Source organism: Cohnella thailandensis (assembly GCF_014212135.1).
Lineage (GTDB): Bacteria > Bacillota > Bacilli > Paenibacillales > Paenibacillaceae > Cohnella > Cohnella thailandensis.
This window is the reverse complement of record NZ_JACJVQ010000024.1, coordinates 45,645-62,457: the sequence shown is the minus strand read 5'-3', so window position 1 is coordinate 62,457 and position 16,813 is coordinate 45,645. Positions and strand designations below refer to the sequence as shown.

Annotated in this window: 10 protein-coding genes; 2 read left to right on the top strand and 8 right to left on the bottom strand. The window is 60.8% G+C overall.

Annotated features, from left to right (window positions below):
- Nucleotides 1–11: 11 nt before the first annotated feature.
- Together secG and H7B67_RS26005 are read right to left on the bottom strand one after the other, a co-directional pair.
- The gene (gene secG / locus H7B67_RS26010; RefSeq protein ID WP_185122804.1) at nucleotides 12–248 is read right to left on the bottom strand and encodes a preprotein translocase subunit SecG; all 237 of its coding nucleotides are present in this window, start codon (nucleotides 246–248) and stop codon (nucleotides 12–14) included.
- A 143-nt stretch (nucleotides 249–391) separates the two neighbouring features.
- A complete protein-coding gene (locus tag H7B67_RS26005) occupies nucleotides 392–1,372 on the bottom strand; it encodes a helix-turn-helix transcriptional regulator (protein ID WP_185122803.1) in 981 nt (326 codons plus the stop codon).
- A gap of 121 nt (nucleotides 1,373–1,493) precedes the next feature.
- Here H7B67_RS26005 and H7B67_RS26000 point away from each other — a divergent pair, with 121 nt between their 5' ends.
- Nucleotides 1,494–2,708, top strand: a complete 1,215-nt coding sequence (locus H7B67_RS26000; protein ID WP_185122802.1) for an MFS transporter — start codon at nucleotides 1,494–1,496, stop codon at nucleotides 2,706–2,708.
- Between the two features lie 318 nt (nucleotides 2,709–3,026).
- Here H7B67_RS26000 and H7B67_RS25995 read toward each other — a convergent pair whose 3' ends face one another.
- On the bottom strand, nucleotides 3,027–3,785 hold the full coding sequence (locus H7B67_RS25995) for a sugar phosphate isomerase/epimerase family protein (RefSeq protein ID WP_185122801.1): 759 nt from the start codon (nucleotides 3,783–3,785) through the stop codon (nucleotides 3,027–3,029).
- A 277-nt stretch (nucleotides 3,786–4,062) separates the two neighbouring features.
- Here H7B67_RS25995 and H7B67_RS25990 point away from each other — a divergent pair, with 277 nt between their 5' ends.
- Complete coding sequence (locus H7B67_RS25990; protein ID WP_185122800.1) at nucleotides 4,063–5,454, top strand: hypothetical protein; 1,392 nt, start codon at nucleotides 4,063–4,065, stop codon at nucleotides 5,452–5,454.
- Nucleotides 5,455–5,538: 84 nt separating this feature from the next.
- Here the strand turns inward: H7B67_RS25990 and H7B67_RS25985 are convergent, their stop codons facing one another.
- From H7B67_RS25985 to H7B67_RS25965, 5 genes are all read right to left on the bottom strand, one after another.
- Entirely contained in the window at nucleotides 5,539–5,982 is a 444-nt protein-coding gene (locus H7B67_RS25985) for a hypothetical protein (protein ID WP_185122799.1), read from the bottom strand.
- A gap of 269 nt (nucleotides 5,983–6,251) precedes the next feature.
- Entirely contained in the window at nucleotides 6,252–9,059 is a 2,808-nt protein-coding gene (locus H7B67_RS25980; RefSeq protein ID WP_185122798.1) for a glycoside hydrolase family 38 N-terminal domain-containing protein, read from the bottom strand.
- A 12-nt stretch (nucleotides 9,060–9,071) separates the two neighbouring features.
- A complete protein-coding gene (locus H7B67_RS25975; RefSeq protein ID WP_185122797.1) occupies nucleotides 9,072–12,167 on the bottom strand; it encodes a beta-galactosidase in 3,096 nt (1,031 codons plus the stop codon).
- Nucleotides 12,160–13,485, bottom strand: coding sequence for a glycoside hydrolase family 125 protein (locus tag H7B67_RS25970; RefSeq protein WP_185122796.1), 1,326 nt, complete (start codon nucleotides 13,483–13,485; stop codon nucleotides 12,160–12,162). Before H7B67_RS25970 ends, H7B67_RS25975 begins: the two co-directional genes overlap by 8 nt.
- A 134-nt stretch (nucleotides 13,486–13,619) precedes the next feature.
- Nucleotides 13,620–16,811: an alpha-mannosidase gene (locus H7B67_RS25965; RefSeq protein WP_185123027.1), complete on the bottom strand. Its 3,192-nt coding sequence runs from the start codon at nucleotides 16,809–16,811 to the stop codon at nucleotides 13,620–13,622.
- Nucleotides 16,812–16,813: the final 2 nt, after the last annotated feature.

Below are 16,813 nucleotides of genomic sequence, written 5' to 3'. Positions count from 1 at the left end.
GATTGATGGAATTAATTTTGCACCACGTAAGCAACGACCAGCGACAGGACGAAGAATCCGACAGCCAGTACGATCGTCGCGCGCTGCAGGAACAGATCCATCCCGCGAGCTTTGGTCTTGCCGAACAGATGCTCAGCGCCGCCGGAGATGGCACCCGACAGACCTGCGCTCTTCCCGCGTTGCAACAAGACGACCAGGATCAGGCCGATCGAGAATAGGATCAGTACGATCTTCAGAGCAATTTCCACTGCTTCCACCTCCTAAAGATAAGACAGCAACCGAAGCATGTTCGGAGATAAGTAGTCTGATAAGCACAAAAAACAGTATTTTCATAATAACATACGACGCTAGTTGTGACAACCTGCCCTGCGCAAAATTCGCCCCGATCCGCTCAGGAATAATGCTCCATCGTCCGTTTCAGCTCGCTTCGAATCTCCTTCAGAAGCTCCGCGGGCTCCTCCACGGTCGCATCCCTTCCGAGACTTGCGAAGAAACGGGCATAGAACGACAGCTCTCCCGCGGGAAGCCGTCCTTCCAGCAGGCCCTCCCCGTCCGGCAGGAGGCTTAGGCAGTCGGTCAGCCAAGACTCCAGCTCGCAGCGCCTGACCCCCTCCGGGGTAAGCCGCACCTTCAGCTCCAAGGCTCCGGCACCTTCTTCGCGCCTTGTCGGGAAGCCGGGCTCGTATTCCTTCCGGTTGCCGAGGTGGCGTCCTTCTAGGTCCATCGGCGGAATGCCCGTGGCATCGGGCTCCGCCGCCTTGATCCGGTCGCAGTGGAACACCCGGACTCCCCGGCGCAGGAAGCAATAGGCCGGGCAATACCACAGGCCGTTGTTCGCGTAGATGCCGATCGGCTGAATGTGCCGGCAGCTCGGCTTCTCCGGTCCGTCCCCGCCGGACTCGTACTCGATCCGAAGCACCCGGCCGTGGATAGCCGCGTCAAGCAGAACGGAGAGATAAGGAGCTTCGAGCTTCCTTCGCGGCGTCACGATGTCGACCCTGTTCTTCATGGCGTCGATCCGGTCTCTCACGTCCCCCGGCATATGAAGATAGAACTTGCCGAGGGCCGAGGAGGACTCGCTCTCGAAGGGCAGGGACACGTAATGGCGCAAGGCGTCCACCGCGAAGAAAATCGACACCGCCTCGCCTTCGGTGAACGCGATCGGAGGCAGCACCCGCTCCCTTACGACCTGGTAGCCTCCGTGGGGACCCGGCTCCGAATAGAGCGGCACCCCTAGCTCGCTCAGCTCTTGAAGATCTCTTAGGATCGTGCGCTTAGAGACGCCGAACTCGTCCGCCAGCTCCTGAACCTTGAACCGCCGCTTGCGGTTGACCGTCATCATCAACTCCATGAGCCGCTTGGACTTCGGCATCTCTTATCGCTCCTTTTGTTCTATATGTAAAATCGCTGAGTTGTTGACGGAATCTGTCACCATTATGCGTTACGATAGGTTCGCAACGCAACCTAACCCATTCGTAAGGAGCGATCTCCCCATGAGCAAATTCCCCGCGCTGTTCTTCCTGATCATGTTCATGATCGGCACGGACACGTTTCTCGTCTCGCCTCTCTTGCCCACCCTGCAGGCCGAATTCGGCGTCTCGACCGATTCCGCCGGGTGGATGCTGAGCGCCTACGCGCTCGGCTCGGCCGTCTTCGCGCTGATCGCCGGCCCCCTGTCCGACGGCTGGAACCGCCGCGTCGTTTTATTGTGCGGCTTGACCGCTTTCTCCGTCTGCACGTTCCTGTGCGGCCTGGCGACCGACTTCTGGACGATGTGCCTGTTCCGCCTGCTCGCCGGCATCAGCGCCGCGTTCACCGCGCCGCAGGTGTGGGCGTCCATCCCGTCCGTCCTGCCGCCGCAGCGCATCGCCCGCACGATGGGCCTCGCCTTCTCGGGACTCGCCGCCTCGCAGGCGTTCGGCGTCCCGATCGGCAGCTGGCTCGCGTCCGGCGGCTGGTCCGTGCCGTTCTGGACGATCGGCTGCGCCTCGCTTCTGCTCGCCGTCTTCGCCTACTTCGCCCTGCCGAGCATGCCGCCGATGCCTTCGCCTTCTTCTTCCGCCGGCGCCTCGACCGGCCTCGGCGCCATTCTGCGCCGCTACGTCCCTCTCGCGCGCAGCGGCAAGGCAAGGGCCGGCTTCCTCGCCTACCTGCTGATCCATCTCGGAAGCGGAGCCGCCTTCGCCTTCTCCGGCAAGTGGCTGGCCGAGGACTTCGGCCTTACGGTCGGCGAGATCGGCACGGCGGTCATCTTCCTCGGACTCGGCAACCTGCTCGGCAGCGCCATAAGCAGCTCCGCCTCGCGGAAGCTCGGCGCCGCGAGAACGGTCGCCGCCGCCATGCTAGGCGCCGCCGCCCTGTACGCGCTGCTTCCCCAGCTGTCGCCGGTGTCCGCCGCAACGGCCGTCTACTTCGCGATCTGCACGCTGCTCGGCATCGTGTTCCCGCTCGTCATGGGCGCGCTCACCTCCCTGAACGCCTCCCTGCGGGGAACGATCTCCAGTCTCGCGAACGCCACCATGAACGGCGCCAACACGCTCGGCGCCTGGCTCGCCGGCCTTATGTTCGTCCATCTCGGCGGCTACTCGGCCATAGGCCTGTTCGCGGCCGTCTGCCTGGCCGCTTCGCTGGCGACGTTTCTCGCGGGCGGCCTGTTCGCCCGGGAGTCTTCGCGTGCCGCATCCGCAGGGCGCCCGGCGTCCAATTGACGCGCAAGAGCAGCCCCACGGTCGATAACGACCGGTTGGGGCTGCTCTTGCATAAGGGTGGGCCATCGGACGAATGAACATGAAATTTCATGTTTATTCGAGTGGAGTAGGACGAAATGGATAATTGTAGATGAAATATCACGCTTATTTGGGACAACCCAGGGTAAAGTGGCAATTTAAGCATGAAAAATCACCTATAAGGCTCCACCGCTCCATTTTCCGCAGACATAAACATGAAAAATCACCTTTAATGCCCTATCGCGCAAAGAAGGGGCTCGACAGCTGCCCTCCGGCATCCGTCGAACCCCTCTCTTCTTTTTACCAGCCGCGCGCCTTGAACCAAGCGTAGTTCAGCTTCGCGCTCTCGAGCGAGCCGACGTCGTAACGTTCCTGCTCGATGATCACGTACTCGACGCCCGTCTCTTCCGCCGCTTGTAGAGCGGAATCCCAGTCGACCGTGCCGCGGCCGATCTCGGTGTCGACGCCGTCTTCCTTGAAGTCCTTCGCGTGGACGACCGGCACTCTTCCTTTATATTTACGCAGGTAAGCCGCAGGGTCCTCGCCGCCGACCTTCACCCAACCCAGGTCGAACTCCGCGAAAACAAGCTCGGGAGACAAACGTTCGAACAGCAGGTCGATCGCCGGAACTCCGTTGATTTTGGCAAATTCGAACGCATGGTTGTGGTAGCCGAACTCCAGGCCGCCCGCCGTCACGATCTCCGCCGCTTCCGTCAGAATCGCGGCCATCTTGGCGACACCTTCCTCGGTCGTGTTCTCTTGCAGCGGATAATAAGGAACGATATAACGCTTCAGGCCAAGCTCTTGCGCGTACTCGAGCTGACGTTTCACTTGGTCGGCGATAGGCTCGGCCAGGTTCAGACCGATGTGAGCGGAATTCGCGTTAAGTCCCGCGTCCGCCAGCGTCGCCTTCAGCTCCTTGGCCGACACTCCGTAGTAGCCCGCGAGTTCCACGTTCTTGTAGCCGATCTCCGCGATTTGGCGGATCGTTCCGAGGTAATCCTTCTCGCACAGGTCGCGTACCGAATACAACTGAATGCCGAATTGGGGTTTAGCCATTGCTATGCACCGCCTTGTTTGATTGGGGCATGATTCCGCGCTGGGCCGCACCGACTGCCGTCCCTAGGTTCGCTTCGCACGCCGTTTCTTATGCCCTCATTATAACGGAATCGTTTTCATAACGAGATAGCGAATTGTGCTTAGTTCTTATGGCATTTGGCGAGTGGAGGATTAGGAGCAAATGCTCGTTGACAGGGGCTAGGGCCGATGCTAATATATTCCTACTAATCCGGTCTGAATTAATTATCCGTACATAGTACATAGGAGGTTTTATCGTATGAAAATCGCCCTTCAAGCTCCGACGACTGGCAAACTGCTGATTGCCGCCGTTCTATCCGCTTCCCTGCTCTTCCCTAGCTATGGCTCGGTCTCGCACGCGGCATCTCCGAATTCGGTCAGCTCCGCTACCTCCGTTTCGGCGGTTGACGTCTCTTCGGCGGAATATTCGGTTTTCCTCCAGGACAAGTTCGGCATCGTGCTTACCGCCCAGCCGACCAAGGGAGAATTCCTTAACGCGTTGGCGAAAGCTCTAGGGCTCGCGCCGTCGGAAGAGGCCGTCTCGTCCAAGGATCTGGAGTCTACGAGCCCTTACTACAACGCGGCCAAGGCCCTTTACCAGAACGGCGTGCTGACCTCGGATACGGTGAACGCGCTCCAGCCGCTGGGCTCCGTCAATGCGGTTCAGATCGCGCTCAAAGCCGCCAACCTGAAGGAGCTGGCGTACACCTACCCGGAAGCCAAGGCCGTCAAAGCCATCGCCAAGCTTCCCGTTAAGTCGTCCGCATTGAGCCTTCAAGCCAAGCAGGAACTGGCCGCCGCCGTCGACACCCAGCTTCTGCCGTCCGCCTACTACTCCGACCTGAAGCCGAACGCCCGCACGACCGCCAGCCTTGCCGCGACGCTGATCGGGAAGGTTCTGAGTTTTCACGGCGAATATAAGCACTACCTCGGCTACGCCAGCGACGCGGATATCTACCTGAAGCTTAACGACGCGTTCGAATCCTCCGTCATCATTAAATCCGAAGAGCTTCAGCAAATCGTCGATACCGCGCTCGAGAAAGACCTGGTGACCGGCTATAACCTGAAGGACTCGAGCTACGACTCGAACTTCGTGGACTCCTTGTCGCTCGTGTACGGGCACTCCGATCCGACGCACGCCCTGCAGCTCATCGGCCTGCTTCGCAGCGAAGGGATCGACGCCAAGGTGCAGCTCGAACCGAAAACGTCCGCCTTCGTCTATCTGAAGGAATGGGGCGACCCGGGCGTATCCGACCTGTACGAGGTGCGTCAAATCGCGAACGGCAACTACATCGAATATGCCAAAGAGTACGACATCGCTTTCGAATTCAACAGCGTTAGCGACAAGAAGCGCTTCAACGACATTATTCTGACGTACGCCAAGAAGAATGAGGACGACCAAAGCGGGCTTTTGGCCGGATCCTGGTGGCAGCCGCTCTACTACTCGCTAACCGCTCTGCCGGACTACGAGGTCATCACCAACAACAAGATCCAGATCGGCCGCTATTACGCGCAGTCCTTCTCCTTGAAAGAGCAGTCCCAGGCGGTTATCGACGGCTTCAAGTCGGTCGATCCATCCGTCACTGTCGAGCACTACGACTTCTGGACGGACGCTCCGTTTTATCGGTATTTGAACGGGGAGTCGGTGTGAGGCTAGGCAAAACCGCAACTTTAGTCAATATTGCCACAACTCCATTGTAGAGTTGTGGTTTTTATTTTCCCGCCTACTCAGATTTTATCCAATCTCATCCAAGTCAATTTCTAATTCAATCGTTCTAAGTTCGGCGCCAATGGAGAAGCTTGCCTTGGTGTAAAGGACCTCGTCACCAGATTGAATTACGAAGGATTTATCCGCATCGAAATGATAGGCTTCTTCTTTGCTAAGAATTTTTTTAATTCCGACAAAACTTGTGACTATTTCAGGCTTTGCAGCGTGACTGCCGATTGCTACTCCGACCATGGGGTCAGCATGGATGATTTCTAGGGATGTCTCCCCCGTATTCACTAATTCCGTATGCACCTTAATCTCCGAATCCGCTGCTTTATCCACTTTTACTCGTAAAGTAATCGAATCAACCGAAGCTTCTTTGACAATTGTATTTGCCTCCTTTTCTTGACAACCCGTTAGAAATAGAAAAAAAACAGGCAAGAGCATGCAAAATCTCTTCATTTTTCTCATGCTTGGGAAATCCTCGAAAAGGGGTATAATTTCACTTTTGTCCTTCCTCCTTTTATGCATATTCGTAACATATTCGTAACATATTGGTACTTATTGCGATACGGGCTAAAGCCTTGTTTCATTCTGCGCATTATGTCGACTCGAGTCGGAAATGGACGGATGCTCTTGTTCTTATTTCGGTGCGGCACCATCCGAATGTCATAAATAGATATAAAGAAGGCTGTCGAGTCAATCTCGACAGCCTGAAGAAAGAGATGCTTCTTGATTCTTTACTTAGTCGCTTCCACGCCAATAGTCACGATCTCGCATGGTCCGATCGGTAAGCTCAGCGAGCCGTCCGCGCCGAGAGCGAGCGCTTCCCCGCGGTTCTCCAACACGTCGCTGCGATAGACCGAGGCGTTCGGCGCCGCGAGCTTAAGCTCGGCGGGCTGCTGCCGCAGGTTGAACCAGCGGAGCATCGCGCCGCCGTCCTTCTCGTTAATCTTAAGCGAGGAGAACGCGAGGCCTTCGCCTTCCCAAGCGTAGGCGGCGCCTACCGGAGCCAGTTGCCCTTGATGAGCGCCAGTCTGAGCGGACGTCCACGGAACTTGGAACTGGTACGCTTCCGCGTAAGCACCGGATACGGCTCCGTCGCCTTCGTGCGGAATGATCATGAGCTCCACTTCATGATCGCCCAGGCATTGCGCTTCCGGCGTCGGGAAAACGCCCCAGTCGCCGAGCTCGGCGACGGAACGAAGCAGCGTGACGGCGATCGTGTTGCGGCCGTCGCGCAGAACCTCGTACTCGTTCAGCCCCTTGTTCGCGATCGTCAGGCCGCGGCTCAAATCCGCTTCGCTCACGTCGACGAACGCTTGCTGGTGCTGAGCGTTGCTCGGGTTTTGCCACTCGGCGGCCGGCTCGTTGTCGCGAACCGCGACCTCGAAGATGGCGTCCGCGCGATGGACGGAGGCCTGCAAATCCGTCGGGAACAGCGCGCGAACGCGGTGGTCCTTCGCCTGGTTGTTGAAGGAAGCGCGCACCGCCACGCCCTTGCCGTCCTTCTCGAGGCTGACGAGAGTGCGGATCGTCAGCGGTACCGTCTCGGCGACGCGCTGCGCCTTGCGCTCGGGGAAGTACACCGCGTATTGCTTCTCTTCTTCGAACAGGGCATCGGCCGAAGCCGGAACCGCCCAGCGGTGAACGATCTCGATCGTCGCGCGGTACACTTCGTCGCAGGCGACGCGAATCTCGGCGGCAAGGCCGCGAGTCGTCAGCGCTTCTTCGCCTTCCGGCTGCTTGTACATGTACTCGTTGCCGATGTCGCCCGTGTCCTCGTAGACGAGCAGATCGCGGTACGCATGGCCGCTGGCGAGATCCGTCACCGTAAGCGTTCCGTCGTCTGCGACTTCGACGCGCAACGTGCCGTTATCCAGCGTGCGCTCGCCGCGAACGATAGAAGCCGCCTCCGGAGCAGCAGCCGAAGCCGCGGAAGCCGACTTCACCCAGGCATACGTTTTCCAGCCAAGAGCCGGAACGTCGGATGCCGCAAAAGTCAGCCGGACCTGGCGAGCCCAGTACGCTTGGCGGAAAGCATCGTCCGGCAGGTCGTAGCCGAACTGCACGCCGAGGTCTTCCACTTTAACCGGAACGGCAGCGCCCTCCGCATCGACCAAGACGCGACCGCCAAGATCAAGAGCCTTCAAACGGGAGATCATCTCTTCCGGAGACAGCCCTTCGCGATAATAGATCCGCCGAACGTCCGCCACGATCGAGATCGTGCCGCCGCGCTTCCAGCCCGTCGTGTTGAAGGCGATGAGCGGAAGGGCTTCCTCTCCGAACCGAGCGAAGCCGGACGTGTCGACGGCGTCCGCGACGAGCTGCTTGCTCTCGTCCACTATCGACTCGGCGACGTGCTTGCTCTTCTCGAAGCGGGTGACCATCTCGCGGTGAACCTCGTCGACGCTGCAGCCGCAGATGCTGTCGTGCGGATGGTTCTGCATGAGCGTTTTCCAGGCGTAGGTGAACAGGTGGTGCGGGTAGCTGTAGCTCCCGAGTGTCGCCTCTTGTCCTTGGCCCTTACCCTGCTCCCCGCGCCCCAAACCATGAGCGATCGCCGCGAGAGGCTCCGCGACCTTCTCCAGCAGAGTTTGCCCGTGCTGGTTCATCTGCTTCAGGTAGACGCGGGCGGACGCCGTGTTGACGAGCGTTCCCCAGCCGTCGGTGCGCTGGCTGCGCAACTCGCCCTTCACGACGGACAAGTGAGCCGGCAGTTCGTCTCCGCCCAGCGCGGCCAAGTAATCGGCGAAGTTCGAATGGACGAAGTCCGTGTCCGGATACAGCTTGCGCGCGACGCGCATCGCTTCCGGCAGATCCGTCTGGATCGGCTGGTGGTCGCAGCCGTTCATATACAGCAGTTGGTTCGTCGAAGCGTACTTCTCCGCGTCGGCCAGCTTGCGGTCCCAGTATTCCTTGGCCGCCGCTTCGTCCGTCGGTACTTCGTTGCCGTTGCTGTACCAGTTCGCGAACAGAATGCCGAGCACGCGGGAGCCGTCCGGTCCTTCCCAGATGAGCTCGGAGTACGAGGACTCGAACTCGGAGTCGGCGACCGTGTTGTTGAAGCCGGTCGGCTTGACTCCGCGGCCGAACACGGCGTTGCCGATGCCGGCCTGCCGCATGATCTGAGGCGCTTGGCCGATATTGCCGAACGTGTCGGGGAAGTAGCCGACCTTCGAGATCGTGCCGTAGCGAGCGGCGTCCTGGTGGCCGATCAACAGGTTGCGAAGGTTCGCCTCGCTGCTCGTCAGGAACGCGTCCTGCAGGATGTACCATGGCCCGATGAAGATACGGTTTTCCTTGATGCGCTGCTCAAGCTCTTCCCTGCGTTCCGGACGAACCTGGAGGTAGTCCTCCAGGATGATCGTCTGGCCGTCGAGGAAAAAGCTCCGGTACTCGTCGTCCCGCTTCAGAGTGTCAAGAAGCGTATCCATCAGGCGGATCAGGCGGACGTGATGCTTCTCGTAAGGCAAATACCATTCCCGGTCCCAGTGGGTGTGGGAGATGATGTGCGCTTTTCTTCTCGTCTGGACTCTGTTCTCCACTCTGTCTCCCCCTTACTTAACCTTAATGTCTACCGAGCGGTAGGAAGCCGCAAGCTTGCCTGCGCCATCCGCCGCGAACAGCACCGAACGCTCTTTCTCAAGCACGAACGAATAAACGGCGCCCGTCGCCGGATCCTTCACTTCGACTTCCGTATCCCAGGCGTATTCCGAGACGAACACGAACAGCGCGCCATCGTCGAAAGCCAGCTTGCGGCCGTAAACGCCCGGCAGCTCGCCGCCCTGGATCCATTCCAGGTCCGGCCCGCAGCCCGCAGCCTTCAGAGCATGCTCGTACAGAGCCGCGATCGGCTCGCTGCGATCATTCAGCTCCAGAGGCAGCCCGCTCCAGATGACGCGGCCCTTGCCGTGGGCAGCTTCAACCAAACGATCCGCCCCTTGAGCAGCCCCAACATTCGCCGGAGACTCCTTGGCCACCTCCGCGATACGTCGTTGCCCATAGCTCACGGACAGTTTCCGTCCGCCAACCTCGATCCGCTCCTCGCGGACCACATTGCCTAGTTTTCTCTCCCCTAATAAACCCGCCAGCCGGTCCGTATGGCGCCAATAAGCGTCGATGCCCGCCGGGCCGGTCAGCACCAGCGTCGCTCCGGTCTCGCCGACGATCGCCAGCAGCTCCGCCATCGCCGAATCGTCGACATTATGCGCCGACGGGAACAGAATGAGCTTGGCGGGAACGTCCCGAAGCGGCTGCAGATCATATTCCGACACGCCGCGGAAAGGCACCTTCAGCTCGTAAGAGAGCACGCGGGTCAGCTTCGTCGTGGCGTCGTAGGCGAGCTTCCGGTTCGAGAAGTCGTTCGAATACGGGAAGACGACCGCGACGTCTTCAAGCCGGCGCCCCTTGAACAGGTCGCGAGTCGCTTCGATGAACGCTCCGAAGTCATAGGACACGTCCGCCTCCGGCTTCTCCGTGCCGTCCGCGCGCAGCGCCCCGATATGGGACTCGTTCGCGTTGTCCATGTAGAAGTTCGTGTTCCAGATCCAGTGAACCGCACCCGCTCCGCCGGTGGCGAACGCGTAAGCGTACTTGCGCTCGAGGATCGAGCGCAGCTCTTCTTCCGAGCGCTTCGCGAGCCCTTCCGGCGTCTCGACGTACATGATGCCCGTCTCCTGAATGAGGTTCGGCTTGTCCGCCGTCTTGGCGAAGATGCCGTCCCACAGAAGCTGGTCGTTCAGCCACCAGGAGTGAACGGTCGTGTAGTCGACCTCGGAGCCGTAGAAGAACGGAGACGGACGCTGCGCGCCGAGCGCCTCGTCCTGCCCGACGGTCACCAGGTGGTCCGGGCACTCTTCCTTGATCGCGTCGGTGAGCTCCTTCGCCCAGCGGTTGTGCATGTCCATCGAGAACAGCACGTAGTCGAGCCAACGCGTGCCCTTCTTGCCTTGATGCATGTCCTGCACGTCGAAGTTGATCTCCTCCGGCTCCGGAATGCGGGCGGCGGCGAAGCTAGGCAGCTCTCCCGGCGTCATGCTCCAGCGTTCCCTCAACAAGTCGATCGAGCCATGGCGCTTCTCCAACCATTCCGCGTAAGCTTCCTGCTCGAAGCGATCCCGCGCCGAACGCGGCCCATTCGAGAAAATGCGAGGCGGATCGAACATCGAAGGCTCGTTGATGAGATCCCAGTCGATGTTCTTCGTGTCCTTGTGCCGGCTGACGATGGAGCGAATGAACCGCTTCTGCGCTTCCAGGCTGCGAGGATCGAGGTAAGGGTTCGTCCCTTCCCACGTCTCCGGAGTGAACGAGAAGAACGTGAACGTCAGCTGCAGGCCGTGCTTCTTCGCCGTCAGGATGAAGGCGTCGATCGAGCGCAGCACTTCTTCGGAAGCGTGGCCGTCCACCTGCATGACGTTGCGGTAGGCGGTCCAGATGCCCGTGCGAATCCAGTTGATGCCCGCGCGGCGCATCTGCGCCATGTCGCGGTCCCAGACGGACACGTTCGGGAGGAAAAGGAACTTGCGCGCCACGTCCGACGTCATGTACGTCATGCCCACGACGGGCAGCGGGCGGCCGTCCTTCTCGAAGTAGTCGCGTCCGGCCTTGACCGGCGTACCTTCGGCGAGCAGCGCGGCGTCGTGCGCCCAGAAGCCCTGGCGGAGGATGCGAACCTCTCCGTCCTCCGATTCGGCGCGGCAGACGACGCGGTAGTAGCCGCTCTTCAAGTCCTGCCAGACCGGAAGGCGCCACAGGCCGAGCGCTTCCGTCACGGTCTCCTCAAGCGGATAGCGAAGGGGCTCCCCCGCGCCGTCCTCCCGGCCGATGCAGATGTCGAACGTCCACTTGCGAGCCTCGCCGCGGCCGAGCTTCTGAGCCTGAAGCGTCAGCATCGGACGCTCGTGAAGCTCGTAAGAAGCGTAGTTCGGCTTCAGCCACAGCTCGGTCACGCCCGCCGAGACGAAGCGAATCCAAGCCTCGAGCGCGTTCAAGCCGCCGCGGGCGGCGAAGTCCGCGCCCAGAGGGTGGTTCACGAACAGCCAGCGGCCGCCGGCGAAGTCGCCCTTCGTGTTCTCCCAGAGAACGACCGGAGCGGCGACCTCGCGGCCTTCCGCCGTAACTCCCTTCAGAAGCGGATACACATGCGCGTCCATCGGGCCCGCCGAGCCCATCTGGTGCGGCAGGTCGCTGGATTTCGTCACGTGCGGAACGAGGTTCCACGTATCCGAAGCATCAAGCAGCGTCTCGCTTCCGCCGAACAAAGGAATCTCGTCATTCGCCTTCAACCCGACTACCCGCTCCACTTGAACCGGCAGCATCTCGTGAATGCGGAGATGGCGGTAGTACGCGGTCTGATCGACCTCGATCTTCCAATCTCCGCCTTCTTGGCGAACCGGGCTGCGGAACGGAGCTCCGCCCGCGCTGATCAGGCCGCCGCCGCGCTTCAGGTAAGCGAGAATGTCCTCCCAAGCCGTTACGGGAAAGTACGGGGCATGCAAGGTAACGAAGCTGCCCCCTTCCGCCCCCGTAAGGCTATCGCCCAACTCGACCGCGCCGACGACCAAGCCCAGCTCCTTCAACCGCTCCAGTTCGGACGCGCTCAGGACGGGAGCCCCGGGGAAAGCGGCATCGTAGAAAATAATATTTTTAGCCATCGAGCAAACCATCCTTCATCGCCTTATAGACAAGCTGGGAGAAGAGACTGTTGGACCAAGCGAACCACTTGCGGGTGAACACGGCCGGATCGTCCGCGTGGAAGCCTTCGTGCATGAAGCCGGTATCCGCGTCGGTCGACTCCAGCATCGCGATCATTTCGAGCTTCTCCTCAGCGGTAGAAGCGGTCAGTCCCTGCATGGACAGGGCCATGTGCCAGATGTAGTCCGGCGGCGTGTGGGGGCTTCCGATGCCCTTGGCCACCTTGCCCTCGTAGTAGAACGGATTCTCCTTGCTCAGCGCGAAGCGGCGCGTGTTCTGGTAGATCGGATCGTCCGCGGACACGTAGCCCAGGTACGGAATGGACATCAGGCCCGGCGTGCCGGCGTCGTCCATCAGGCAGTAGTTGCCGTAGCCGTCCGTCTCGTACGCGTAGATCGGCCCGAACTCGGGGTGACGGTAGATGCCGTACAGGCGGATGCCGTAATCGATCTCCAGCTCCAGCTCCTTCAATTCGGCGAGCAGCGCCATATCGCGGAAAACCCACTCGGCGAATTCCTGCATGTGGCGGATAATCACGACGGCGAACATGTTGCCCGGAATGTTGTAGTGGAAGTCGCACGCGTCGTCGCTCGAGCGGAAGCCCGACCAGACCATGCCCGTGTAATTGACCGGCATGCCGAGTCCGCCGTTGCGCAGGGAGTCGTGGATAATGCCGTTGTTGCGCGTAAAGCGGTACGGCGACTTCTCGAAGTGGCGTTGTTCGGTTTTGAACAAGTCGATGATGACGCGCATCGCTTCCTTGAAGCCCGCATCGAAAATATCCGCGCGGCCGGTCTCCTTCCAGTAATGGTAAGCGAGACGGATCGGGAAGCAGAGCGAGTCGATCTCGAACTTGCGCTCCCACACCCACGGGGACATCTCGGTCTCGTCGGTCGTGTTCCAGTGCCAGTCGTTCGCGGATTCGTTGAACGCGTTGGCGTACGGGTCGATCTTGATGTATTCCGTATGGCGACGGATCAGGCCGGCGATGATGCGCTGCAGATCGGCGTCGTCCTTGGCGTGCGGCACGTAGTGAATCACTTGCTCGACCGAGTCGCGCAGCCAGGAGGCCGGGATGTCGCCGGTGATGACGAACGTCGTGCCGTCGTTCAGCAGCTTCGTGGTCGTCTCCAGGGTGTTCGGGAAGCAGTTCTTGAAAAGCCGGAGAAGCTTAGGCCGATGAGCCAGACGGGTCTCGGCTTCTTTCAGCACCTCTTGGATCGCTTTGGGCAGCTCCAGGCGCGGCATGTCGATTTTGGGCAGTCGGAATTGTTCCATGGTTTTGGGCTCTCCACCTTTGTCGAAGATCCGGCGAACGGGGAGGCGGACGGCATCGGATGGTTGTGTCAGGATCCGGTTGTCGTCCGCCCATTGCGTCTCGTCGGTCTTGCTATCATTAATGGCCTTGGAGGTTAACGGCCTTTGAATTTAACGGTTTTAATCTCGTACGGCGAGAAGCTCAGCTCGATCGTTCTATTCTTCGACTCGATCGGCCCCAGCTCCTCCTCGAGCGCATTCGAGACGAAGGCGCTCTCGAACGGCCGAGGCCAGGTCAGCTTGGCGCGGCCCCGTCCGCCGGACGATTCGTAGAAGCGAAGCACGATGCCGTCGCCGTCCTCGGCAGGCTTGACCGTGTCGAGCACGACGTGCTCGCTCTCGAACGGCAGGAGCGCTCCGACCGCAGGCAGCAGCTCGTCCGCCGACAGATCGTCTTTCCGGGGGTGCGCCTTCAAGACGACGGCGTCCGCGTTGAGCTCGGCCGCGCTGCGAACCGTGTTCGCGATCCGCCAATCTCCCTCGTGAGGGTAGAGCGAATACGTGAAGACGTGCTCGCCCAGATCGGCCGTGTCGTCCGGCCACTTCGGCGCGCGGAGCAGCGACAGGCGAAGCGTCGTGCCCTGAACGTCGTAGCCGTATTTGCAGTCGTTCATGAGGCTGACGCCGTACCCGTGCTCGGACACGTCCGCGAAGCGATGGCCGCACACCTCGTACTGCGCCTGCTCCCAGCTCGTGTTGCGGTGAGTCGGACGCTCCAGCGCCCCGAACGGAATCTCGTAGGTCGCCTTGCTCGCGACGACGTCGATCGGGAAGCCGACCTTGAGCAGCTTGTTATCTTCGTTCCAGGAGACTCGAGTCTGGAAGTCGATTCTCTTGTCATGGCGATAGAAGCGGAGCTCTTGTTCGATCTCCGACCGATGGACCTTCCAGCGGAAGCGCAGGATATCCATCGTCTCCCCTTGCAGGACGACGCTCTTCTCGAGCAGCTCCGCCTCTCCGGCGCGCTGCTTCTCGTAGCGGTCGTCGATGTCCCACGCGTCCCACAGCGTCGGACGGTCGTGATAGAAGTGGAAGCGGTTCGCCGCTTCTCCCGGCTTCACGATCTCGCGCCCGGCCTCCTTGTCGAAGAGGCCGACGATTTCTCCCCGCTCGTTGAAGCGGACGAGGTAGCGGTCCGTCTCCCAGCGTTCTCCGAGTGCCTGTCCCGCGGCAGCCGCCGTTGCGCTCTTCGAACCAACCGCTTCGCCGCCGTTCGCCCCGCTCTCCCGGCGAACCGCAATGGTCTTGTAGCCGAACGCAGGCACGTCCGGCACGAGCACCGCGAGGCCGCCCGTCCCGAAGGCGTCGCTTGCGAGACGGTTGCCTTCGGAGTCGTAAGCGGCAACCCCTTCTCCCGCGTCCGTCAGCTCGATCAGAACGTCCCGCTTCCAGCCGAGGCTGTTGAAGACGACGTACGGCGTTCCTTCCCGCGCCGAATCCGATGCCGACGACGCGTCGATCCTGTCGACGAGAAGCGGCAGCACGGCTTTCAGGCTCGAGCTTCCGTAAGCTTCGATCTCCTTGTACTCCTTCTCCGAGGTCCGGTACGCTTCCGGAATCGCGGAGCCGGGAATGATGTCGTGGAATTGGTTCAGCAGGATGAGCTTCCATCCCTCATGCAGCCGCCCGCGCAGCTCCTTCTCCGCTTCCGCGTTTAAGCTCGGAAGAGCAAGGGCCATCCACAGCTCGGCTTCGCGGTACAGCAGCTCCGCTTTGCGGTTGCTGCGCTTGTTCCGCCCATGCGTCGTGTAGGTGCCGCGGTGCAGCTCCAGGTACAAGTCGCCGTGCCAGGAAGGCAGCGAATCCCGGCTCTTCCCGGTTCCCTCGAAGAAGTCGGCCGCCGTGCCGTACCGGTTCGCCGGTTGGCCGACCATGAGCTCGGAGCGGTCGACGTATTCGATCATCTCGCGGGTCACCCCGCCGCCTCCGTCGCCGTGGCCGTACAGCAGCATCTGCTCGGGATGAACGGATTTCTGGCGGTAAGACTGCCAATGGTCGTGAATGTCCTTCGGCAGCGTGTGCTCGTTGACGCCGTGATTCAGGTAAGACAGAATCGGCGTGCCGTCGATGCCGACCCAATGGAACAGGTCGTGCGGGAAGACGTTCGTGTCGTTCCAGCCGAGCTTCGTCGTCATGAAGTATTCGATGCCGCCGTGCTTCAGAATCTGGGGCAGCGACGCGCAATAGCCGAACGTGTCGGGCAGCCATTCGATCTTCGAGACAAGGCCGAACTCCTCTTGGTAGAAGCGCTGGCCGTACAGCATCTGGCGGATGAGCGACTCCCCGCTCGGGATGTTCAGGTCCGGCTCCACCCACATGCCGCCGACGAGCTCGACGCGGCCTTCCTTGATTCTCTCCTTGATCCGGCCATACAGCTCGGGATCGTTCTCCTTCAGGAACTCGAACAGGAGCGGCTGGCTCTGCGAGTACTTGAAGTCGGGATATTCCCTCATGAGGGCATCAACTGTCGAAAATGTCCGGCTCGCCTTGCGAACCGTCTCCCGCACCGGCCACAGCCAGGCGATGTCGATATGGGATTGGCCGACCATCCGGATCAGGCCTTCGGCGTTGCCGCCGACCTGGCGAACGTCTTCCGCAAGCTTCTCTTCGATCCGCTTAAGCCCGCCGCCTTCGCGAATCTCGCTCTCTTCCATGCCGACGAACGAGTCCATCGCGCGGAACAAAGCCTCGAACAGACGCGTCCGGCGAAGGTCCGATTCCGGCAGCAGCAGCGCCGAATCGCGCACGATCGTCGCCGCGTACATCAGGCTTTGCGCGGCGCCGTTCGCTTGGACGAGCTCGCTGCGAACGCCCGAGATCGGCGGCTGGATGACCGCTTGGCGGTTCAGCGGATCGTTCGGCTCCGGAATCGGATCGTACAGCTCGATCTCGAGCTCCGGGGAGCTTCCAATCTTCGCGGCGTCCAGGAGAGCGAACGTATGGTTGCGGTCGAGTCCCGCCCACGACGCCCCGTTCACCCGCAGCAGCCCTTCGCCGCCGGACTCGAAGACGAGCCCGATCGGACCTGCCGCAGCCTTCCATTCCGAAGGAATGTTCAGCTTCGTCCGGAAGAAATACGTCGTGCCCTGCTTGCTCGGGAACGGAACGGTTCCGAGCCCCGCTCCTTCGTCGCCGTCGGTCAAGCCCGGCCTGTCGATCGCGCCGAGCTCCTCGTACTCGCCTGGCAGAACATAGTATTTCTTCTCGATAGACCAATCGCGAATCGCCCGCCGCTCGAGCCACTGGACATCGGCCAGCTCTCGAATGAAGCGATTGACTCTCTCCAGCA

Coding starts and splice junctions, on each gene's coding strand:
- H7B67_RS26005 (WP_185122803.1), bottom strand. CDS start 1,372: ATGCCGAAGTCCAAGCGGCTCATGGAGTTGATGATGACGGTCAACCGC.
- H7B67_RS26000 (WP_185122802.1), top strand. CDS start 1,494: ATGAGCAAATTCCCCGCGCTGTTCTTCCTGATCATGTTCATGATCGGC.
- H7B67_RS25995 (WP_185122801.1), bottom strand. CDS start 3,785: ATGGCTAAACCCCAATTCGGCATTCAGTTGTATTCGGTACGCGACCTG.
- H7B67_RS25990 (WP_185122800.1), top strand. CDS start 4,063: ATGAAAATCGCCCTTCAAGCTCCGACGACTGGCAAACTGCTGATTGCC.
- H7B67_RS25985 (WP_185122799.1), bottom strand. CDS start 5,982: ATGAGAAAAATGAAGAGATTTTGCATGCTCTTGCCTGTTTTTTTTCTA.
- H7B67_RS25975 (WP_185122797.1), bottom strand. CDS start 12,167: ATGGCTAAAAATATTATTTTCTACGATGCCGCTTTCCCCGGGGCTCCC.
- H7B67_RS25970 (WP_185122796.1), bottom strand. CDS start 13,485: ATGGAACAATTCCGACTGCCCAAAATCGACATGCCGCGCCTGGAGCTG.